18 protein-coding genes are annotated in these 20,886 nt (G+C 45.0%); 7 read left to right on the top strand and 11 right to left on the bottom strand.

Annotated features, from left to right (window positions below):
• Positions 1–173 precede the first annotated feature (173 nt).
• Positions 174–767, bottom strand: coding sequence for a hypothetical protein (locus CHI10_RS18260; protein WP_095245626.1), 594 nt, complete (start codon positions 765–767; stop codon positions 174–176).
• An 11-nt stretch (positions 768–778) separates the two neighbouring features.
• Positions 779–1,960, bottom strand: a complete 1,182-nt coding sequence (locus tag CHI10_RS18255; RefSeq protein WP_095245627.1) for a ParM/StbA family protein — start codon at positions 1,958–1,960, stop codon at positions 779–781.
• A gap of 468 nt (positions 1,961–2,428) precedes the next feature.
• On the opposite strand from CHI10_RS18255, the gene CHI10_RS18250 reads away from it, so the two are divergent.
• The gene (locus CHI10_RS18250) at positions 2,429–3,697 is read left to right on the top strand and encodes a GGDEF domain-containing protein (protein ID WP_095245625.1); all 1,269 of its coding nucleotides are present in this window, start codon (positions 2,429–2,431) and stop codon (positions 3,695–3,697) included.
• Between the two features lie 232 nt (positions 3,698–3,929).
• Entirely contained in the window at positions 3,930–5,423 is a 1,494-nt protein-coding gene (locus tag CHI10_RS18245; RefSeq protein ID WP_095245624.1) for a peptide MFS transporter, read from the top strand.
• A gap of 53 nt (positions 5,424–5,476) precedes the next feature.
• Here the strand turns inward: CHI10_RS18245 and CHI10_RS18240 are convergent, their stop codons facing one another.
• The 4 genes from CHI10_RS18240 to CHI10_RS18225 form a co-directional block, all read right to left on the bottom strand.
• Positions 5,477–5,986, bottom strand: a complete 510-nt coding sequence (locus tag CHI10_RS18240) for a cupin domain-containing protein (RefSeq protein WP_095245623.1) — start codon at positions 5,984–5,986, stop codon at positions 5,477–5,479.
• 19 nt (positions 5,987–6,005) lie between these two features.
• Entirely contained in the window at positions 6,006–6,857 is an 852-nt protein-coding gene (ypfJ, locus tag CHI10_RS18235) for a KPN_02809 family neutral zinc metallopeptidase (protein WP_095245622.1), read from the bottom strand.
• A 114-nt stretch (positions 6,858–6,971) separates the two neighbouring features.
• Positions 6,972–8,093, bottom strand: a complete 1,122-nt coding sequence (locus CHI10_RS18230; RefSeq protein WP_095245621.1) for an NAD(P)/FAD-dependent oxidoreductase — start codon at positions 8,091–8,093, stop codon at positions 6,972–6,974.
• A 146-nt stretch (positions 8,094–8,239) separates the two neighbouring features.
• Complete coding sequence (locus CHI10_RS18225; protein WP_095245620.1) at positions 8,240–8,431, bottom strand: hypothetical protein; 192 nt, start codon at positions 8,429–8,431, stop codon at positions 8,240–8,242.
• A gap of 192 nt (positions 8,432–8,623) precedes the next feature.
• Between CHI10_RS18225 and CHI10_RS18220 the strand changes: the two genes are divergently transcribed.
• Positions 8,624–9,796, top strand: coding sequence for an MFS transporter (locus CHI10_RS18220; RefSeq protein WP_095245619.1), 1,173 nt, complete (start codon positions 8,624–8,626; stop codon positions 9,794–9,796).
• Between the two features lie 30 nt (positions 9,797–9,826).
• Here CHI10_RS18220 and CHI10_RS18215 read toward each other — a convergent pair whose 3' ends face one another.
• On the bottom strand, positions 9,827–10,423 hold the full coding sequence (locus CHI10_RS18215) for a class I SAM-dependent methyltransferase (RefSeq protein ID WP_095245618.1): 597 nt from the start codon (positions 10,421–10,423) through the stop codon (positions 9,827–9,829).
• A gap of 212 nt (positions 10,424–10,635) precedes the next feature.
• On the opposite strand from CHI10_RS18215, the gene CHI10_RS18210 reads away from it, so the two are divergent.
• Positions 10,636–10,842: a thioredoxin domain-containing protein gene (locus tag CHI10_RS18210; protein WP_095245617.1), complete on the top strand. Its 207-nt coding sequence runs from the start codon at positions 10,636–10,638 to the stop codon at positions 10,840–10,842.
• Positions 10,843–10,884: 42 nt separating this feature from the next.
• Here CHI10_RS18210 and CHI10_RS18205 read toward each other — a convergent pair whose 3' ends face one another.
• From CHI10_RS18205 to CHI10_RS18195, 3 genes are all read right to left on the bottom strand, one after another.
• Positions 10,885–11,493 carry a TasA family protein gene (locus CHI10_RS18205; RefSeq protein ID WP_095245616.1) on the bottom strand — a complete coding sequence of 203 codons (609 nt, stop codon included), beginning with the start codon at positions 11,491–11,493 and terminating at the stop codon, positions 10,885–10,887.
• 81 nt (positions 11,494–11,574) lie between these two features.
• Positions 11,575–12,120, bottom strand: coding sequence for a signal peptidase I SipW (gene sipW / locus CHI10_RS18200; protein ID WP_095245615.1), 546 nt, complete (start codon positions 12,118–12,120; stop codon positions 11,575–11,577).
• Positions 12,089–12,853 carry a DUF4047 domain-containing protein gene (locus CHI10_RS18195; RefSeq protein ID WP_095245614.1) on the bottom strand — a complete coding sequence of 255 codons (765 nt, stop codon included), beginning with the start codon at positions 12,851–12,853 and terminating at the stop codon, positions 12,089–12,091. Before CHI10_RS18195 ends, sipW begins: the two co-directional genes overlap by 32 nt.
• 248 nt (positions 12,854–13,101) lie before the next feature.
• Between CHI10_RS18195 and CHI10_RS18190 the strand changes: the two genes are divergently transcribed.
• Positions 13,102–14,817, top strand: coding sequence for a M4 family metallopeptidase (locus CHI10_RS18190; RefSeq protein WP_095245613.1), 1,716 nt, complete (start codon positions 13,102–13,104; stop codon positions 14,815–14,817).
• Between the two features lie 59 nt (positions 14,818–14,876).
• Here CHI10_RS18190 and CHI10_RS18185 read toward each other — a convergent pair whose 3' ends face one another.
• A complete protein-coding gene (locus CHI10_RS18185) occupies positions 14,877–16,133 on the bottom strand; it encodes a helix-turn-helix domain-containing protein (protein WP_095245612.1) in 1,257 nt (418 codons plus the stop codon).
• A 286-nt stretch (positions 16,134–16,419) separates the two neighbouring features.
• Between CHI10_RS18185 and CHI10_RS18180 the strand changes: the two genes are divergently transcribed.
• Complete coding sequence (locus tag CHI10_RS18180) at positions 16,420–20,166, top strand: S8 family serine peptidase (RefSeq protein WP_095245611.1); 3,747 nt, start codon at positions 16,420–16,422, stop codon at positions 20,164–20,166.
• A gap of 129 nt (positions 20,167–20,295) precedes the next feature.
• Positions 20,296–20,781: a hypothetical protein gene (locus CHI10_RS18175; RefSeq protein ID WP_095245610.1), complete on the top strand. Its 486-nt coding sequence runs from the start codon at positions 20,296–20,298 to the stop codon at positions 20,779–20,781.
• Positions 20,782–20,886 lie beyond the last annotated feature (105 nt).

Genomic DNA, 20,886 nt, shown 5'->3' with positions numbered 1-20,886 from the left:
CATCTAACCAGGGTTTTGACGCTGCTTCTTTCTGGTTTTATCGAATAATCCGAAGCTTTCCGGTTCTATCGAATAAGCGGTATCTATCACAGAATTTAACACTGTTTTTTCCAAAAGCAGACCCTGCTCAATTGCAAAAAAGGGGAGTCTCATCGCTGAAACTCCCCTCAAACTCATTTATTCATATGTGCAAGAAAGCCGCCAAGAAGAGTATCCAGGTCTTCTTCGCTTTCCTCTTCAGTTTCTTCTTCTCGCTGTTCCTGTTTAGCTTTGTCCCAATCAAAGTCAAGCAGATCATCTTCAATATCCGTCAGATCAGCTTCAGATGCCTGGTCTTCCTCTAAAGCCGCAGCTGCCGCATCATACTGATTCATAGCAGGTTTCGGCTCCTCCTGAAGATATAGAGCTTCATCTATATCTGAAGAGCGGCTGTTCAGAGACGCCAGCAGGGATGTTGCCCGCACCGGGTCCGTAATCAACTGATAAATGATGCTGCCGAGCAGCGCTTCTGAATGCTCATGCTTAAGCCAGTCGCGCTGAACCTTGCTTAGCCCCTTTGGAAGGGGAATGGTAATGGTTTCCCGGTCTTTTGATTGTGAACTGCTGACTCCCTGCATCACATACTCGGCCATTTTGCTCGAAAAATTCCGCTTTTCGGTTTCCTTGAGCTTTTGCAGATGCTTCAGAATATGATCAGGAGTGTCTGATGGTACACGAAAGGATATGGATTGTCCTCTCTTAATTTCAGAAGAGGAAGCTTTACTCATGAAAAATCACCCTAGTTGGCTTTTACAGGTTTCTTATCCTGGTCTGCCTTATCTTTATTCGTTCTTCTTGAAAAATCAGAGATCAGCTTGTAATAAGCATTTGCCATCATCCAGATGCTTTCTTTTTCATCCTCGAAGAAATCAATGTTATAGCCATCCAGATTATTATTTAATGTTTTCAGATAATCTTTTAGAACAATAGAGCCGCCGCCGACGAAATAGCAGATTTCCGTCTGGGAGTTTTTCTGCCAAACGTTGCGGAGCAGGCGGTACTGCTTCTTCGCCAGGTCAAGCAGGATACGGTCTGTAATATCATGCACGCTTGTGCGGCTTCCTTTAACCATAATATGATTGCGGTCATTTTTCTTCGTGATGATTTCTACGACATCTGTGCGGCTGTCTAGCTCAACCCCATGCTTCGAACGGATCTCTTCACGGATTGATTCAAGCGCTTCAGACACGCCAAGGTTGAAGCCCTGCGCTTTATCATCATCCACATTGCGGTTTTTAATGACAGCGATATCTGTAGATAATCCGCCAATATCCTGGATTAAAATACGCTTATCAATTAAATCCTTATTAATGATGTTTAAGTTATTATCCATTACAAGGTTGATATAAGCTGCAAATCCTTCAGGATAAACCTTAATTTCTTCAAACTTGATATTAACTTTTTGTCCCTGGTACTTCGGTGTAACAAGGAATTCAACCTGGTGGACTGAGCCCAGCAGCTTGGAACGGTAGCCCGCATCCTTGCCTTCCTTTACTTCACGAAGCGGAAGTCCTGTGCCAAGTGTGTAGTTTGCATCAACCACATTACCGGATTTCTTAAAGCCTGTGGAACCGCCGTTCTGTACAGCATCCAATGCCAAAGCAGTGAAAAGCATAACCAATGTCTGATCTTCTTCGGATTTGCTGCTGCCCGGATCCAATTCAGTAGCGTTGTCGCTTTTTGTCGCCAGGTGCCCTACACGGTAAATCGTATTGTTTTCCTTCAGGGCAGGGGAGTGAACTCTAATATGTATGCCTTCAAGCGGATTTTTGCTGTCAAGTTCTTCAATCCCGATAACAGGCCGGTCCTCAACATCTCTTGCTATTACATTCGGTATATTTAATTCTGAATCCAATTTTCCAAAGATTGCTTTAATAGAATCGTTTCCTACATCAACTGCTGCAATTCGTGAATTCGTCAAATCATTCAATCCTTTCATTCTCCATAATATAGAGCTGCTATTTTAAGAGTAATTCAGATTGAGAGATTAATCAATGAGAGGAAATAAAAAGTAATCAAAGCGTAAAAACGTAAACAAAATGTAAACATCTGCCTTCATTGTATACACTTCCGTATACATGTAAACAAAAGTGCACACATCCTTATATACCAACATGTACACCGTTTTGTATACTTGTTTACATTTTCGTATACATTTGTAAACATTATTGTATACTTGTAATCAAATTTGTTTACAAACGGATTATCATGATTTTTTCTTAAAATTTGGTAGTTTATGAGATAAAATAATATCCTTATCCTATCTAAGTAAAATGCAATCGATTCATGTAATATTAAAAAATTTAGAAAATATACTAAATTAATCTACTTTCTTGGTAAAAATTCCTATAAAATAGGAGTATAACAATAGGAAAAGGAGTTCAGAAAGATGCAAGGCTCCAGAATATTTATGGTTTCGCTTTTTATCATTGCCGTATGCACTGCTGTTTTCTCAGAGGGTATCAGTGTCGAGAGCTCTGTCTATATAAAAGCGCTAGGTATATACCTGCTGTTTGCATGCCTGTATTATCATTTGCGGATTATCAGCAGAAATGGAAGTACATCGATTGATTATGGGATTAATTACAGTCTGTCCATTGGACTGTTTACGGGGCCATTAGGTCTGTTGATTTTTGAAGTCATCTACCGTTTTTGCGTCTATTTTTATAGAAAGCATTCAAAAACAGAGGATCCTGATGAATTTTTCCATACGTTTTATAACATTGGTTCCTTTGTGATGAGCAACTCCATCGCATTCTATATGTTCCATCTGTTATCTCCCCTCTTTCAGGGTATGCCATTCGGTTTTTGGGTTGTCATGCTGATGCTGATCACCGTAACCTCTTTGCTTTCGGACCTTTTCCTGATTACTGTTTTTAAACTGACAGGAGATATTAAAACAAAGCAGGAAGCGATTGACTTTATCAAAACAAGAAGTGTGCTGGATATGGGGAAGATTGCCTTCACGAACGGCCTTTTGCTGCTATTCCTAAATGAGGGAAAATGGGAAATGCTCATAAGCCTGTTTATCCTTAACTATCTTGTGAGCCGGTCCTTCCTATCGAAATCACAGATGCTTCAGAATAAAATCGAACGTGATAAGTTCGAGCAGATGGCCTATACTGACTTTCTGACTGGTGTGTTTAACCGTGCCTATATGGATAAAAAGATGACAGAGCTTAATAAATCAGATGAAAGCATTGGTATAGTTGTAGCTGACATTGACAAATTTAAGAGGATTAACGACAGCTATAATCACGCGGTTGGCGACCAGGCAATCAGGCATTTTGCCGATACTTTAAAAAGCTACCTCTCCAAAGATGATTACTTGTTCAGGAGCGGAGGAGAAGAGTTTACGATAATTTTGAGATCCAGAACATATGAAGAGTGCCTGGATTTAGCTCAGAAGATACGCACAGGGGTTGAAAACAGCCCTTTTCAAGCTGATTTTAAAGAGGAGTCCATTTCTATTTCCTATACTGCATCATTTGGGCTTTTTTACTATAAAGTGAACGATCTGCTTTCTATTGAAAAAGCGTATGTTTATGCAGACCAACTCCTTTTCCAGTCCAAGGAAATGGGTAAAAACAGGCTATCCAGCAGGGAAGAGCCTGTCCATCCGCCCAGATCTGCAGAAGCAGTTCTGACAAACGCATAAGATATTCGCAGCCGCCGGTTTGGGCGGCTGTTTTTTTGGGTATAATATCTTTGTTTTTTAAAAAAATTAATAATACTATCATTATTCTGAAAAAATAAACTTTTAATGGATTTCCTGGGAAAATCTATTTATTCATCCTTTGAAGCCAATAATAACCATCGCTACATAAAATTTTTTTTGACAATTAGCAACTATGAAAGATATTATAGAATAGCTAAAAGGAGGATGAAACATGTCAGATTTTAATAGGCAGAAAATTGTTGAAAGTGTGCCTCAAAAGGGTTTCTTTGGACATCCTAAAGGCTTGTTCACACTTTTCTTCACGGAGTTTTGGGAGCGCTTTTCTTACTATGGAATGAGAGCAATCCTTGTTTTTTATATGTACTACGAGGTTTCAAAAGGCGGATTAGGCCTTGATGAGCCAACAGCTTTAGCAATCATGTCCATTTATGGTTCATTGGTGTATATGTCAGGAATCATCGGCGGATGGATGGCTGACAGATTACTCGGCACATCCAGAGCGGTATTCTATGGCGGAATTTTAATCATGCTCGGCCATATTGCCCTTTCCATTCCTGGAAGCCTGGCTATGTTCTTTGTTTCCATGGTTCTGATCGTTTTAGGTACTGGTTTATTGAAGCCGAATGTATCGAGCGTCGTTGGGGACATTTACAGTCCTGAAGATAATCGCCGCGATGCCGGTTTCAGTATCTTCTATATGGGCATCAACCTTGGCGGATTCCTTGCGCCGTTAATTGTCGGAACAGTTGGAATGAATTATAATTTCCATCTTGGTTTCGCCATTGCAGCTGTCGGTATGTTCTTTGGCTTATTGGTGTTTATCTTTACGAAAAAGAAAAATCTTGGATTAGCAGGAACTTATATTTCTAATCCATTATCTGCAAATGAAAAGAAAACAGTTTATACAAGAATTGGCCTGGGTGCTATTATTATTGCCATTTTAGTCGCTGTCGGCATCCCAACTGGTCTTTTAACGTTTGATTCCTTTATTGCACTTGTTGGTATTCTGGGTATCGGTCTCCCAATTGTTTACTTTACAATGATGTACCGCAGCCCGAAAACAACAGAAGTGGAACGTTCACGCATCATTGCGTATATTCCATTATTCATTGCGTCTGTTATGTTCTGGGCCATCCAGGAGCAGGGTTCAACGATTCTTGCGAACTATGCGGACAAGCGTACACAGCTTGAGTTTATGGGACTTGATATATCACCGGCATGGTTCCAGTCTCTTAACCCATTATTTATTATCTTCCTGGCGCCTGTATTTGCCTGGCTATGGGTGAAGCTTGGCGACCGCCAGCCTTCAGTGCCGCAGAAATTCTCACTGGGTCTATTGTTTGCCGGTTTATCATTCCTTGTGATTCTGCTTCCTGCTTACCTTGGCGGAACAGATTCTCTTGTAAGCCCATTATGGCTGGTTCTTAGCTACTTCATTGTTGTACTTGGGGAGCTTTGCTTATCACCTGTTGGACTTTCAGCTACAACCAAATTAGCGCCTGCTGCGTTCTCTGCGCAAACGATGAGCCTTTGGTTCCTGTCAAATGCGGCAGCACAGGCAATCAATGCACAGATTGTTAAATTCTACACACCTGAAACGGAAATGACGTATTTCGGAGTAATTGGTGCAGTAGCAATCCTGCTATCCATCATCTTATTCTTATTGAGTCCTAAGATTCAAGGATTTATGAAGGGTGTACGTTAATAGAAAATGGAAGCCAGAAGAGTTTAGCTCTTCTGGCTTTTTTTGTGTACTTATTATCTGTTTGGTTTTCTCCATTCCGCAAGCATCGGCCCTTCTTCACCATAAACGGGGTCCATCTGCGGAATGGGAACATTTTTTATATCTGCGAGTGCCTGTACACGGTCTGATGGGTCTTTTTTCTTCATATTCGGGCTTGTTCCGCCGGGATAGGCACCCACGACTTCGAAGTCCGGGCTGCTTTCAATCCTCTTATGCCCTGTGCCTGCAGGAAGGAGAATGACGTCGCCCTGGCTGATTTCGAGGCGTTCGCCCTGATCGCCGCCGATCAGGACGGTGGCCTGCCCCGCTTTGACTCCCAGTACTTCGTGAGTGTTAGAGTGATAATGGTGGTAATCATATACTCCGCCCGTCCAGCTTCCGGTCCATTGGTGTCTGTTGAAAGCAGGCTCGATTTCTCCGGGCTGTTCCTTAAAAACTGCCTTGTAGATGATCACCGGGAGATCTTGGTTGTTGGGTATTTGCCCATCATCAGCCAGCAGAGTGGTTTGGATGCCGCTATTCATTCAATCCGCTCCTTTCTTATTAAAAACTGCTTTGCTTGAACGTGTCCCCGCCTTTGATGGTTCCATTCTGGAATCCTTTGTGAAACCATGACTTCCTTTGCTCTGAGGTGCCATGTGTAAAGCTTTCCGGCACGACATAGCCCTGTGCCCGTTTTTGAAGGGTGTCGTCCCCTACTGCCGTCGCGGCATTCAGGGCTTCTTCCAGATCGCCTTCCTCTAAATAACCCATTCCCTGGGCATGATGGGCCCAAACGCCTGAATAATAGTCGGCCTGCAATTCAAACCGGACGAGATATTTATTAAATTTTTCTTCACTCATTTTCTGGCGGAGCGGCATGATTTCCTCAGTTGTCCCCAGCAGTGTCTGCACATGGTGCCCAACTTCATGGGCGATAACGTAAGCCATGGCAAAATCACCGGGTGCCTGGAATTTCCTTTGCAGTTCTTCGTAAAAGCTTAAATCGATATACAGTTTTTGGTCGCCCGGGCAATAGAAGGGCCCTACTGAAGAGGACGCTGCCCCGCATGCAGACTGTACACTGCCTGAGTATAAAACAAGGGTCGGCTCTTTATACTGCAACCCCTGCTCCTCGAATATTTCCGTCCAGACTTCCTCTGTATCCGCCAGCACAACCGAGACAAAGTCAGCAAGCTCTTTTTCCTGCTCAGACTCTTCATATGGCACAGATGTACCTGAATCTGTTCCGGTTATATTGCCTAACAGTTCACCCGGATCACCACCACCGAGGAAGGTAAATAACAATACTATAATAATTCCGCCAAGGCCGCCGCCGATCAGGGTTTTTCCCCCGCCGCCCATGCCTCTCCGGTCTTCCACATTCGAACTCGCTCTTCTGCCCTTCCACTTCATGATTCAGCCTCCTAATGAAACATCACTTTCATTAGTGTATACCCGAAATGAAGCGATTTATTAACTTATCAGATACAAAAATAAGTGCCTGCTGCTAAAACAGGCACTTGAGATCTATTCTTTTTTTACGGCACCAGCCGGATCATAGAGGCTCAGGTCAATATCAATCTCCTGCCCGAGAGCAAGCCTGGCCGCTTGAGCGCCAAGAAACGGCCCTGCGGTGAGCCCAGAGGCTCCAAGCCCATTTGCTATGTAAAGACCTCTGAGACCAGGAATTTGGCCTATAATGGGCAGAAATCCGGGTGTATAGGGACGAAATCCCACGCGTGCTTCTGTAAACGTTCCATTCAATAATCCCGGGGCGATTGCCAGGGCTTTTTCAAAAATGTCATTTAACCCGCCTGCTGTGACTCTTAAATCGTAGCCCATATCATCTTCATGGGTCGCACCAATGACAATGCGTCCGCCCTCAAAAGCCAGAATATATTGATTGTTTGGCGGCATGACAACCGGCCAGTCCGCCGTATCTTCTCCTTCAAGCTGAAGATGGACGATTTGCGCTTTTTGCGGCTTCACATCCAGCTGGATTCCAAGCGGCTCAAGAAGCTCTCCTGCCCATGCTCCGGCCGCTGAAATCACACTTTCCGCTTCATATTGCTTTCCATTGGCTGTAACAGCTGTAATCTCATCTTCCTGGCACACAAGTTCTGCGGAGCCCTGCACCACTTCCGCACCATGCTTTTCAGCTGCCCGCAGGAGCGCGTCGCGCAGTGCGCGGCCGTTGACGCGCGCCGCACCGCTTACATGTACAGAGGCATATTCCTTAGCCAATGCCGGAAACAGCCGGGATGTCTGTTCCGGAGACAAGGGTGTAATCTCCCCCATTTCAGGAGCATCGCCGCGCCTTTTTAAAGCCCGTTCTTCCATTTTTTCAAGCTTTGCAGGATCGGTATGAAGGCTGACGGCGCCTGCCTGCTGATAGCCGGTCTCTGTCTCGCCGTCTTTTTCAAGCTCCCTGATCAGTGTCTGATAATAAGCCGCTCCCCCTTTGGCGAGCGCATACCACGCTTTATTCCGCCGCTGTGACAGCCAGGGGCATATGATTCCGGCCGCAGCATCTGTTGCCTGCCCCGGATCTTTGCGGTCAATAATGGTGACTTTGGCACCTGCCTTAGCCAAATGATAGGCAGCAGAGGCCCCCAGAATTCCTGCACCAATTACGATATGACTTTTCATAATGACTCCTTTTTTCTATCTGGTTTGCACTTATTTTACAAGAGTTTGGGGATAGGTTCAAAAAATTATAGGCGGCTGATGACTGATCCCTGAATTCCAAACAAAAAAGCAGCATGACAGGCTCAGGCACCCATCATGCTGTTTCATTAAAAAGGCTTATTCGGTTCATAGGTCGGCTGCTGGTTTTGTGCCTCATACTGCTGGCTTTTGGCTGCCGCATCCTGGACGTTTTCTTCAAGAGCAAATTCGGTGTCCATTCCTTTTTTGAATTGATCCGCCTGGTTTTGAGCTGCGACGATCTGCTGTTCTTCTGTTACTTTATTCGGCTGCTTTGGCATCTCTATCTCTCCTTTAATTTTAGAAGTATAGCTATAGATTTTCCAAAGCTTCTGGCACTATTCACCTTTTTACAGACCCGCCTTTTAAGTCCATGATAAATAGAACTTATTTACCTAAGGTGAAAGTATGGGAATGTTTTTGTTATAATCATAATACTTAGATGGAATTTGACTTTAACTGGAGTGAACATGTTGAATACTAAAAAAGCACTGCCTCTTTTATTCGCCGTTATGTTTCTTGTGATGGTGGGGTTTGGAATCATTATTCCTGTCATCCCCTTTTATGCGGAAGAATTAGGGGCATCACCCACTGAACTGGGCCTGTTAATGGCCGTTTATTCACTGATGCAGCTGCTGTTTGCGCCTATGTGGGGGCGCGTTTCCGATAAAATCGGACGCAAGCCTGTCATTATGATCGGTATTTTTGGCCTTGGATTGTCTTTTTTCATGATGGCCCTGTCCACTGAGCTGTGGATGCTGTTTGCAGCCAGAATCATCGGCGGCTTTCTGTCATCAGCCAATATGCCGACAGTCATGGCTTATGTAGCGGATATTACATCTGAAGAAGACCGCGGAAAAGGGATGGGCATCATTGGTGCTGCAGTGGGCTTAGGCTTCATTTTCGGCCCGGCGATCGGCGGCATCTTTTCCCGGGAAAGTTTGAACCTTCCTTTCTACGCGGCAGGAACTTCTTCGTTTATCACCTTTTTCCTTGTCATGCTTGTGCTGAAAGAATCCCTTTCACCTGAGCAGCGCAGCCAGGGAACAGCTAAGCGTCCAGGTCTGATGACCGCTTTAAGAGGAAACACGGGCATTTTGTTTATCCTTCAGCTGTTTGTTTCGCTGTCACTGGCAGGCCTGGAAGCAACTTTTGCGTATTTTGCGGCTGAAAAAGCCGGCCTTGGCACCGTGGAGCTGGGCTATATTTTTATGATTATGGGATTTGGAGGCGCCCTTGTGCAGGGCGGCCTGGTAGGGCGAATGACGAAAAAGTATGGAGAAGGAGCTGTGATTCAGCTGGGGACCATCGTCTCCGCCATAGGCTTCGGATTGATTCTCCTGGTTGACAGTTTTACGACTGCAGCGATTTTCCTGACGATTTTCGGCATAGGGAACGGATTTATCCGTCCGAGTGTTTCTTCCCTGCTGACAAAGACATCTCAAACTGGACACGGCAGTACGACTGGCCTGCTGTCATCCTTTGATTCCCTGGGACGCATTATCGGCCCGCCGCTCGGAGGATGGCTGTTCACCATCAGCATCGGTGCTCCGTACCTGACGGGAATCCTGCTTTCCGGTTTGGCATTCATCATGTATCGTGTGTATTCTGCCAAGGTGAACAGAACCCATTCGATTACACCTTAAAAAAAAGGAGGCTCATTTTGCCTCCTTTTTCTACTTTTGCAGGATCACCTGGATGACGTGTCCCGTTCCTGTATGGCCTTTTCCTTCCACTCTTTCCTGTTCGCCGTAAAAGAAATGAAGGACCTTATAACCCTGAATCCATTGAAGAATATCTGCAGGATGATAGACCATATCCACATTTTTCGGCCCGCCTGTACCATAGCTTAGCTGATCCTCTGAATAAACCTCAAGCATGACAATTCCACCCGGCTTGACAACAGAAACTAGCTTATCAAATACGGTTTTTTGGTCTTTTTTCAGAAAATGGCCGAAAACCATAATCGAAGCGTCATATTCCTCAGTTGGCACAGAATCATGAATCAGATCCTTCTGCCCTGTTTCCACTCTGACCTGATGGCTCTCAGCCAGCTGCTGTGTTTTGTTTAACCCGCTTTGCGTATAATCCCATGCTGTTACATCATACCCCTTTCTTGCAAGGAATACAGCATTTCGGCCCTCCCCCTCGGCAAAGGCGACAACTCGTTTGTGCCCTTCAAGCCGCCATGCCTGCTCTCTGATGAATTCATTGGGCTCTTCGCCATATAAATAGCCTTCTTGAGAAAACTTCTCTTCCCATAAATTTGCCAATCTAACCACTCCTTTTCCCATAAGGTATTCTAGGATAGGTTCTGGAAATCCTATTGTATAATGGAAAAAATGCCGGGAGGAGGATAAAAATGAAAGAGCTGACAGCGATGGAAGAGGTGCATCAATTTATTCAAAGCACGGAGCTGGGTCTTATTTATGTGCTGCATGACAGCTGAAGCGTCTGTCATGGTCTGCTTCCTCAGGTGGAGGAAGTGTTAAAGGATTACCCCCGTATCGAAGCACGGCTTGTGAATGCTGGAAAGGTAACTGAAATTGCCGGGTACCTGATGGCCTTTACAGTGCCTGTGATTGCCTTATATCTGGATGGAAGAGAAGTATTGAGGGAAGCGCGGTTCATTCCGGTCGAGAAGCTTCGTGATGATTTGAAAAGGATATATGAAGGGGTTATTGATGAGTAAAACAGGACTGGCGGTGCTGCCGCCAGTCCTGCCCGTTTAAAATTAGTTGCTGCTCTCATCCGTATCATCGTTGTAGGTGCCGGCAGCCTGCTCCGCATTAAATGTCCAATTGACCTCGAGCGTATCACCCTGGAACTGGTTTTGGTCTTGTCCATTGTCCACAAACTCAAACAGAACAAAGATTTTTTCCTTTTCACCAGCTGGAATGCCGTCCGGTTTTGGACTGCCAGATGTATTTAGTTCTGTCAGGTCCGGCTGCTGGCTTTGCAGCTCATACAGAGTTGTTTCTATAACAGCGTTTGTTGCACTGCTGGTATTGTACATAATCGTTACTTTAATATGTTTGGCAAAGTCATCTGTATTATCCCCTTTTGCATCAGCCACATTGTAATGGGTGTTCAAGAGGACTTTATGAATATCTAATGTACCATTGTTTTCCAGTGTGAATTCACGGTAAACTTCATCGCCTGGTTTAATGTTGTCGATATTCACAACCGCGCTTGGGTTCATTCCTAAATCCAATGTACCGGAAGCAAACGTATTCTGCGTGTCAACTGTGTCACTAAAATAGGCAAATGTTCCCCCGCCAATTAGTGACAGCCCCAATGCTGCACTCATAACACCCTGGCTGATCTTCTTTGTAAAACTCATTCTTGCATTCCCCCTAAATTTGTAATAGATAATTTATTAAACTCTTATGTACGTTTGCAGATACATAGGAGATCTAACCACTTATGCTTGACTCGATTCAATCTCCCTTTTTGCTCCAATAATGGTGCTGATTGAGGAAATTAATAATAATACTCCCGGCACAATCAACAAAAGGGCAGATCCTGCCTTTGAACTCGCAAAATTCAGCGCATACCCGGCGTATGGAATAGTGAAGCCGTAATACTTGCCAACCACATGATGAGGATACACAGTCCATGGATCTTCTCCATCGTTGTTATCTCCTTTAGTCTTGAAGGCTGCTTGTCCATTGTGTTCCTGTACCCCGGTAATTCTATGAGTAATTAACTTCTCTTCCATGCGGAAAGTTATAACGTCACCTTTTTTATAAGAAGATTGGTTATCACTTAATTTAATTGCAATCACCGAGCCTGTTTGAAAGGTTGGCTCCATGGATCCTGAGAGAACCGCTTTAAACTGGTGCCCAAGCAGCGATGGCTCCCCTCCTGAAATTCTGGATGAAAGAACCACAAATGCAATCAGGCTGATTCCAATCATGAAAAGGGCCACGATCATATTACTCACTATTTTCAAGAGTTTTTTCTTCATCGCTCACCAGCTCCTGGTCTTTAATCTCTATGGATGCCTCTTCTGAAGTATCTTGATTTCCTGATGCATTCGCGTCAGGCATCGGCTCATCAAGAGTCTGTTCCTTTTCTCCCTCAATTTCAGCAGGTTTTCCCTGGCTTAATTCTGCACCTGAATCAGATGGCGAGCCCTGCTCAACTGGCTTGTCTGCTGCCCGAGCCTTTTCTTCCTCATCTAACTCAATCATCTTCTGCCGGATGGCGCTGCCTGCCTCTTTTATCCTCTGAATATCCATTTCTGCCCTTACTTCACTCAGTAATAGATCAGCATGCTGATATCCTTCAGGAATATAAGCGAAAGAAGGATTCCCGGTATGGCTGCTTTTGGCTTGCTGTTCGTATGCGTACAGCTCATCCACAATACTGACAAGCCTGTCCATTTGTTTCTTTAGCTGCTCTTCCAATTCTCCCAGCTCATCCAGTTTATTTTCTAATTCCTGCTTTGACTCTGTATTCCATGATATCTCCGCGGCCAGCTTAAAGTTCTGTCTCATGCTGCCGGCGATCCCGTCGGCTTGGTTCCGGAGATTTTGAATCGTTTCCGGAAAGACGAAGGCAGATGTTATCGTCATTGGCTCCAATTCTGCCTGGCTTGAAAATAAGGCTTCTGTTTCCCCGACAGCCAGATGCCCGGCATAAAATGACAAGCAGCATAAGCATGGAAGAATGATTCGCTTTGGCATGGACTTTTTCAATTGGGCTCCTCCTTCCTGTCCATCTGGGAATCATTATACAAAATTTTCAGAAGTTTTAAATTGGGTTAATTATGGGTTAAAAACACGTCGAGATCTGTCTATTTCCGGCGATTTTTATTAAAAGGCACATGAAATCTATGAAAAATTAAACCAATACCGGATTTCCTGAAATAGATTGATTTAACTAATTATTTTCTTAATAATACGAATTGTCACACTTTATAAACTTGGTTGAAGGAGAGGGTTTTATGAAAAAGAAGCGTCAAAAGAAAAAGATAAGCAGGAAAGCAGCCATTCCAGCTGTATTAGCCTTATCCGTTGCATTTGGAGGGCTTTTGCCAACATCATCCGCAATAGCCGCAGAGACAGCAAACACGGCAACTGTGCTATTCCAGGCAGAAGGATTAAGCAAGCATGAAGTGGTAAAAGCTTATCTGCAATCACAGGTTCAGGTCCCAAAAGTGAAGCTTGCAGATCCCGGGGAGCAATTTAAAATTGTGAGCGAACAGGAAGATTCTGAAACAGGTACATACCATGTACGTACTGTGGAGCAATATAAAGGAATCCCTATTTACGGTTCCGGACAAACTGTTGCACTGGACTCCAGCCATAACGTATATGCTTCTCTTGGCAAAGTCACTCAGAACCTGGCCCGCTCCATTATTCCAACTGAGGCCTCCCTTTCAGAAGACGAAGCTGTCAGCATTGTAAAGGAGCAGGTTGAATCACAGATCGGCGAAGTAAAAAATTACGATGGTATAAAGTCCCAATTATTGATTTACCCGAATAAAGGAAAATACTATCTCGCATACCTGGTTAAAGCTTCCACTTCCTTTCCGGAGCCTGGCTACTTCCATTACTTTGTAGATGCAATGAGCGGAGAAGTCATTGACAGCTTCAATAAAATCCACACGGTTGATGAAGAGACACTTACCCCGGTACTGGGAAGAGGGCTGGATGTGCATGGTAATCTGTTGTCATTTAATGCGGCAAAAGACATGGAGACAGGAACGAGCTATCTGTATGGGCCTTCTGTATGGTTGAAAACATCCGTTCCGATGGCCACATTCAACGGTAAAGCCTTTGATCCGCTTTTATTTAACTTGGGCAGTGGCTTATTTGGATTTACAGGCTATGAAGTAACAACTAAAAGCGGAAGTAACTTTTTCCATGACCCTGCTGCCATTTCAGCACACTACAACTCGGATAAAGTAAACCGGTACTATCAAATTGTTCATAAGCGAAACAGCCTGGATGATAAGGGAATGAAATTGATCAGCACTGCCCACATAGGCACAAAGTGGAATAATGCTGCCTGGAACGGAATTCAAATGATGTACGGGGACGGGGACGGCATTAAATACAGCTCCCTTTCCGGCGGATTGGATGTAGCTGGACACGAAATGACTCATGGCGTGATTGAACATACAGCTGACCTGGTTTACCAAGGAGAGTCTGGGGCCATCAATGAGTCATTAGCTGATATCCTGGGGAATTTTGCAGAAATTTATACGACCCAAGAAGTGGAATGGGAGCTGGGAGAAGATATCACTACCCCGAATATTCCAGGTGACGGCGGGCTTCGCTCCATGAGTGATCCAGCTTCTAAAAAGACAAGCTTAATGCCTTCAGGACACTATCCGGATCATTATGATGACCGCTACCTGGGTACAGAGGATAAAGGCGGCGTTCATATCAACAGCGGAATTAACAATAAGGCAGCCTACTTAATCAGTGAGGGCGGCACAAATAATGATATAACCATACAGGGAATTGGCAAATCCAAAACAGAAAAAATCTATTACCGTGCCCTTGCTCTGTATTTAACATCTTCATCCGGATTCCATGATATGAGGGAAGCAGCCATCAATGCTGCACGTGATCTGCATCCGGATAAAAATGGTGCTCCATCTGCAGAGACGCAAGCCGTTATGAACGCTTATGATTCTGTAGGCGTATACTAAAAAACAAAGCCAAAAGCCATGAACCTGTTCTGTTTGAATGGATCATGGCTTTTCTTTTATCATTCACTGGGAATCGATTCAATAAAGATATTTGAAATCTGAACAGCCTTCTCATATTGCTCCGTCTCCACATAATATTGATATAATTGCTTCCCGAACCGGTTGGTAAACATCGCATTGCTGATTGAAAGGAAATAAGGAAGCGCCTCGTTTTCTATATATCTGTAATATTGCTCACTCTGGTCTTCAATCCTCAGAATAAGGAGCTTGAATATGATTTTATAGAACCTGTTCTCCAAATCCTTTGTCATGGACAAGCCTTCCCGGGCTCTTTTCAGAAGCAATGCTTTTCGCATCAGCTTCCCTTCCAGACAGGCATTTATATAATTTTGCAGCCGCTGAAGATACAGAGCAGATGGCTTAGCCACCAGGCCAAGGGCCTCCTCTAATACTGTTTGCGCCTTCCGGTATTCCTTCCTTCTCCAATACTCATAGCCTAAGTTGTTTAACAGCAAAGACTTTTTATTAGGCAAATTCAGCAGGTCACAATTACGGATTAATCTCTGATAAGATTTCTCCAGTTCGCTGAAATCCGCCTGCAAATCATTGCCCTCCTGTGCGAGCATAAGGGACTCAGCCGTAATCGCACCGATGTAATTATCCGTTTCCCTGAAGTGTAAAAGAGCCTTATTTGCAAAGGCATAAGCCGCTATCTTGGAATTGGTCCAATAATAGGCGGCCGCCAAGTGGTAATAGTATTCGTGATTCCCGTATTCCTCCATGTTTATATCCTTCAAGAATTCAATCGCTTTGTGATAATTCCCGGCCTTTGAATCCCGGTATCTTAAGATATAGTAGATTCCCCAGGCATGCTTAAGCATATTTTGCTCATAGGCTTGAAGATTAGGATAGTCATTCTGTCTATGAATCAAAATCCCTTCCGCCTGTTCCAATTCCAGTTTTTTTAAGTGCAATCGGGCAAGAAGCAATTCATAAAAGGCGGCATGGCTGGAAGAAAGGCTGATTGGAATGCCCTCAAGCTCTTTTTTAATTTTCTCTGCTTCCTTCATATTTTGCATGATGATCGTCTTGTGCCAGTGCTGAAGCCGCTCTCCCAGATTGGCAAACCGGTTGATTTCCTGATCAATATCGAGGTTCAGACGTTCTGAAAACATCTGGATAATTTCAGAGGAAAACGGCGTCACCCCACGCTCGATCTTGCTCACATGTGTAACCGAGCAAATGCCCCTGCCGAGATCCTCTTGTGTAAGACCTGCCCTTTGACGATGAAATTTAATAATTTCTCCAGCTAACATGAAAGACTCCCCTTATATTCTGGATAAGATTTATTGTAGTAAAAGAGAATCCTATTTTGTAAGCTCCTTAAATAACCCCAAATTTTATTGTTATAAGTACCTGCATACCATCCAAATATCTCCATAATCCAGTGAATTTTAATCCCTTTGTCCCGTTTTTTGCCCCTTATGCCGCCCCACAATTACCCCAATTAACACAATGTTCTAACTTCTTTATACTTTTTAATAGAGAGCCTTACAATCTATGATTCCATCAACATACTTTGGAAGAGGAGAATGGACAAGAATGGGAGATTTCAGATTTAAAAAGTATTTAACCGCTGCCATGGCTGCAGCTTTGCTTACTGTTCCGCCCCTGCAGGCTTCTGCAGACGATTCTGGGAAAAGCATCCTGAAAGGGGCTGATGGCAAAGCGGCTATAGCTGACCTTCAAGGGATGAATGCCAAAGCAAGCAAAGGCAAGCATGTCATCACTCTTATTACAGGTGATGTCGTAACTGTAACGGAATTCGCAGATGGAAAGAATATTATTCATGTTGAACCAGCTGACCCTTCCGCCAGTGGAGCACGCATTTTAACAGCCAACAAGGAAACGTATGTCATTCCTGACAAGGCTATGCCTTATCTGGCTTCCGGATTTTTGGACCAGGATTTATTCAATATCACAGCACTGATCAAAGATGGCTATGATGACGAGAATCAGAAGGAATTGCCTGTCATCATTCAATATTCCGAATCCAAGGGCCGTTCAGCTGCTGCTTTTAAAGCCCCAAAAGGCTCAACGAAAACCCATGTGCTTGAAAGTATAGACAGTGTTGCAGTCTCCGCTGATAAGAAAGAAACAAAGGAGTTTTGGTCAGAAATCACCAGCAAGACTTCTAAAAAAACGAAGGCTGCACTGACACCCGGCATTGAAAAAATCTGGCTGGATGGCCGTGTCGAAGCAACTCTTGAACAGAGTGTCCCGCAGATTGGAGCCCCTAAAGCCTGGGAATCCGGCTTTGACGGAACTGGTGTGAAGGTGGCTGTTCTGGATACCGGGATTGATTCAGGACATCCGGATCTTGCTGGCCAGCTGGATAAGGCTGTGAGCTTTGTTCCGGGAGAAGAAGTAACCGATGTATATGCACACGGAACACACGTGGCTTCCACCGTGCTTGGAACCGGAGAAGCATCAGAGGGACGGAATAAGGGTGTGGCACCAGGTGCACGCCTCCTTGTAGGGAAAGTACTTGATGATGAAGGCTTTGGCCAGGATTCATGGATTATCGATGGAATGGAATGGGCTGCTGAAAATGCCAAAATCATCAATATGAGCCTGGGAAGTCCTGAGCCAAGCGACGGAACAGACCCGATGGCTCAAGCTGTGAGCAATCTCAGTAAAGAAACAGGATCCCTGTTTGTTATTGCTGCCGGGAACTCTGGCATGGAAGGGATTGGATCACCAGGAGCAGCTGAGGAAGCGCTAACTGTTGGTGCCGTGGACAAGTCCGATAACCTTGCATGGTTCTCCTCTAAAGGGCCCAGCTTTGGAAGCGCAGGATTAAAGCCTGATCTTACTGCTCCCGGAGTTGGAATCATGGCAGCACGTTCTCAATATACAAACCAGGGAAGCGGCTCTTATATAAGCATGGATGGCACCTCAATGGCAACGCCTCATGTGGCCGGAGCTGCAGCCATTCTCGCCCAGCGCCACCCGGACTGGACCGGTGAACAGCTTAAGGAAGCTTTAATGAGCACAACCAAGAAGCTTGAACACATCAAGCCTTTTGAAGGCGGCACAGGCCGTCTGGATACTGTGGCCGCTCTTGGCCATGTAAGGGCAACAGGGTCTCTTGACTTTGGCTTCTATGACTGGCCTCATGAGAATGATGGTCCGGCTGAGAAAACCATTACGTATACAAATGATGGCGATCAGGATGTAACATTGGATTTGGCAGTGTCTGTCAAAGATGCCAATGATACCGATGCACCTTCTGGAATGGTAGAGCTATCAGCTGACAAAGTGACGGTTCCAGCAAAAGGAAGTGCGGATGTCACCGTTACACTTGACCCTAATGCAGGTGATTTTGGCACCCGATATCAGGGGCATATCAGCGCTTCATCAGAGGGAGAAAGTATTGTCCATACTTCACTTGGCATGATCAAAGAAGATGAAAGATACCCGCTGACCATTAATGCAATCGACCGTGACGGCGAAGCTGCCTCTGCCTACTTCTATCTGTTGGGACCAACTGGCGAACCGCAGTTTATGTCAGTGGACGGCACAAAGGAGCTGAGACTGCCGAAAGGAACGTATTCGGTTATGTCGATGATGGATGTAGATACAGATACAGATCATGCTGGGGTCGCACTTGTCGGTGACCCGGAAGTTCATTTGGATGGACCTCAGACCGTTATGCTGGATGCGCGAGAGGCTAATGAGATTACAGTGGATGTTCCAAAAAAGACAGAAGCCCATTACCGGAAGATGGAATACTTCCGCAGCATTGATGGAAACAAGGTGAATGACATCTACCTGATGCCGGCAGTGGTGGATAAAATGTACGCTGCACCTACTGAAAAAGTAGACACTGGTGAATTCACGCAGGCTACGCGCTGGCGCCTGGCAGAACCACTGCTGACAATTGGGTATAAAGGAAAGGAACTGGATGATATCCCGCAGGCAGGAAGCACTCTTTTGAATGGAAAGTACAAACTGGAAGCTGTCTATGCTGGGAATGGTACACCTGAGGATTATCAAAAGCTGAATGTTAAAGGCAAAGCCGCCATTGTCCTGCGCAGTGATGAATTAACAGGATCAGAACGTGCTGCAGCAGCTCTGGCAGCAGGAGCCAAGCTATTAATTACCGTTAATGACGGACCAGAGGAGCTTAGTGAATGGACAGGCGTAGAAAATGAAGATTTTTCACTTTCCGATAGCCCTCTTTCTGTGGCCGGAGTCAGCGGAAATGAAGGCCAGGAACTGATCGAAGCGGCCAAGTCCGGCGGATTGACCTTAAAGGTTGAGGGTACTCCTGATTCGGATTACTTATATGACCTGGTGGATATGCATCATAAGGCAGTTCCTAAAAAAGTGAACTATTCGCCGAAAACGAAGGACCTTGTCAAAATCAACTCTGAATATAAATCAGATCGCCCTGCACCAGGTGCCGAGTTCCGCTACGATATCCTCGAGCACAGCTTTGCAGGTGTCGGCTTCCTGCAAAGACTGTCACTCCCGTCCGTCAGAACAGAGTGGGTATCGGCGCAAAACGGAACGTCCTGGTATCATCAGGCTGGTGTTCTTGATGCCCAGTGGGAAGTAAGACAGCCAAAAGTGGAATACAAACCAGGTCAAACCTTGAATGAAGAGTGGTTCTCACCAGTAGTCCGCCCTCGTTTTGGTGATGGTTTCTGGGCTCCATATCGTACAGGCAATTATTTGATTCTCAATGTTCCTGCATGGGCTGACTCAGGAGCCGGCCATACAGGTGCCGACATGAATTACCCTGGTGATCAGACATTAAAGCTATATCAGGGGGATACGCTGGTTAAAGAAGGAAAGGGCCAGGCTATCTACCTATTTAATGAATTTCCGGCAGAGAAAACCCAGTACAAGCTCATAAGTGATGCTGCCCGCGATGCAGAGCGCTGGAACACATCAGTCCGTACACATACGGAGTGGACATTCTGGTCCGAGCAGCAGGAAGAATACCAGACGGCACTTCCGCTGATTTCTCTTGATTATAAAGTGGACACGGACATGGCCGGCAATTCCACGGCCGGTAAGAAGATTAAGCTTGATTTATCAGCTGTTCAAATAGCCGATGCTCCTGAAAATGGCAAAATAATAGGAGCCAGCCTTGAAGTGTCCTTTGATGAAGGAAAGACATGGGAAGCGGCAAAATTAGCAGCTAAAGGAAACGGCTGGTCTGCCGAAATCAAGCATCCAAATAAGAAGGGAGCTTCTGTCTCCCTGCGTGCAAGTGCTTGGGATGATGCAGGCAATCGTGTAACTCAGGAGATCATTAAGGCTTATGGATTAAAATAAGGGAGAAATGAACCAGGCAGTTTATGCCTGGTTTATTTTTTTGAAAATGGCTCTTCAGGAACGGAAACTAGGCTGCTTTAATATATTGGTTACATCCGAGGCTTTATTTTAAAAGAACGGAGGAAGAACATGACCAATTTTCAATACTTCACGGGAACTATTGTGCAAATCTCTGATTTTAACGGGGAAGGCTGCCTTAAGATGATTTCTGCTGATAACGGGATGGGAGGAACAGTCAATTTCATCGTATCCCCTTCGACTTTTGTTTTAGATCAAACCAGGCTGTCAGCCGGGGACATCATTACCGGATATTATGACGGAAATGCTCCTGTTCCGCTGATATATCCCCCTCAATACCGGGCGCTTGTAGTGGTAAAACATACTTCTCACCAAAATGTAAAAACGGACTTCTTTAATAGCCAGCTAATCAGCAGCGATGGCCAGCTGCGATTAAACATCTCGCCGTATACCCAGATGGTGCTGACCAATGGGCAGGCCTTTACCGGCAGCCCCGCAAACAGAGACCTGGTTGTGACCTATGGTCCGTCAACCAAGAGCATCCCTGCCCAGACCACGCCTTATAAGATTGTGGTGCTGTGCTTGCCATCCGCATAAAAAAAGCCCCAATCTGTTGGTGATTGGGGCTTTGGCTAGTATTGAACAGGGGCGGGTTCTGACTCTGATTGGCGATTGCCTGCTTTTTGTGTCAGAAGTTGGCCT

The sequence above is a fragment of the Bacillus sp. 7894-2 genome (assembly GCF_002272225.1).
Classification (GTDB): domain Bacteria; phylum Bacillota; class Bacilli; order Bacillales; family Cytobacillaceae; genus Cytobacillus.
Note: the sequence above shows the minus strand (reverse complement) of the source record. Positions and strands in the feature narration are given on the sequence as shown.

What these genes read in the sequence shown, in the direction of transcription:
- CHI10_RS18260 (WP_095245626.1), bottom strand. Translation starts at nt 767, where the DNA reads ATGAGTAAAGCTTCCTCTTCTGAAATTAAGAGAGGACAATCCATATCC.
- CHI10_RS18250 (WP_095245625.1), top strand. Translation starts at nt 2,429, where the DNA reads ATGCAAGGCTCCAGAATATTTATGGTTTCGCTTTTTATCATTGCCGTA.
- CHI10_RS18245 (WP_095245624.1), top strand. Translation starts at nt 3,930, where the DNA reads ATGTCAGATTTTAATAGGCAGAAAATTGTTGAAAGTGTGCCTCAAAAG.
- CHI10_RS18240 (WP_095245623.1), bottom strand. Translation starts at nt 5,986, where the DNA reads ATGAATAGCGGCATCCAAACCACTCTGCTGGCTGATGATGGGCAAATA.
- ypfJ (WP_095245622.1), bottom strand. Translation starts at nt 6,857, where the DNA reads ATGAAGTGGAAGGGCAGAAGAGCGAGTTCGAATGTGGAAGACCGGAGA.
- CHI10_RS18230 (WP_095245621.1), bottom strand. Translation starts at nt 8,093, where the DNA reads ATGAAAAGTCATATCGTAATTGGTGCAGGAATTCTGGGGGCCTCTGCT.
- CHI10_RS18225 (WP_095245620.1), bottom strand. Translation starts at nt 8,431, where the DNA reads ATGCCAAAGCAGCCGAATAAAGTAACAGAAGAACAGCAGATCGTCGCA.
- CHI10_RS18205 (WP_095245616.1), bottom strand. Translation starts at nt 11,493, where the DNA reads ATGAGTTTTACAAAGAAGATCAGCCAGGGTGTTATGAGTGCAGCATTG.
- sipW (WP_095245615.1), bottom strand. Translation starts at nt 12,120, where the DNA reads ATGAAGAAAAAACTCTTGAAAATAGTGAGTAATATGATCGTGGCCCTT.
- CHI10_RS18190 (WP_095245613.1), top strand. Translation starts at nt 13,102, where the DNA reads ATGAAAAAGAAGCGTCAAAAGAAAAAGATAAGCAGGAAAGCAGCCATT.
- CHI10_RS18185 (WP_095245612.1), bottom strand. Translation starts at nt 16,133, where the DNA reads ATGTTAGCTGGAGAAATTATTAAATTTCATCGTCAAAGGGCAGGTCTT.
- CHI10_RS18180 (WP_095245611.1), top strand. Translation starts at nt 16,420, where the DNA reads ATGGGAGATTTCAGATTTAAAAAGTATTTAACCGCTGCCATGGCTGCA.
- CHI10_RS18175 (WP_095245610.1), top strand. Translation starts at nt 20,296, where the DNA reads ATGACCAATTTTCAATACTTCACGGGAACTATTGTGCAAATCTCTGAT.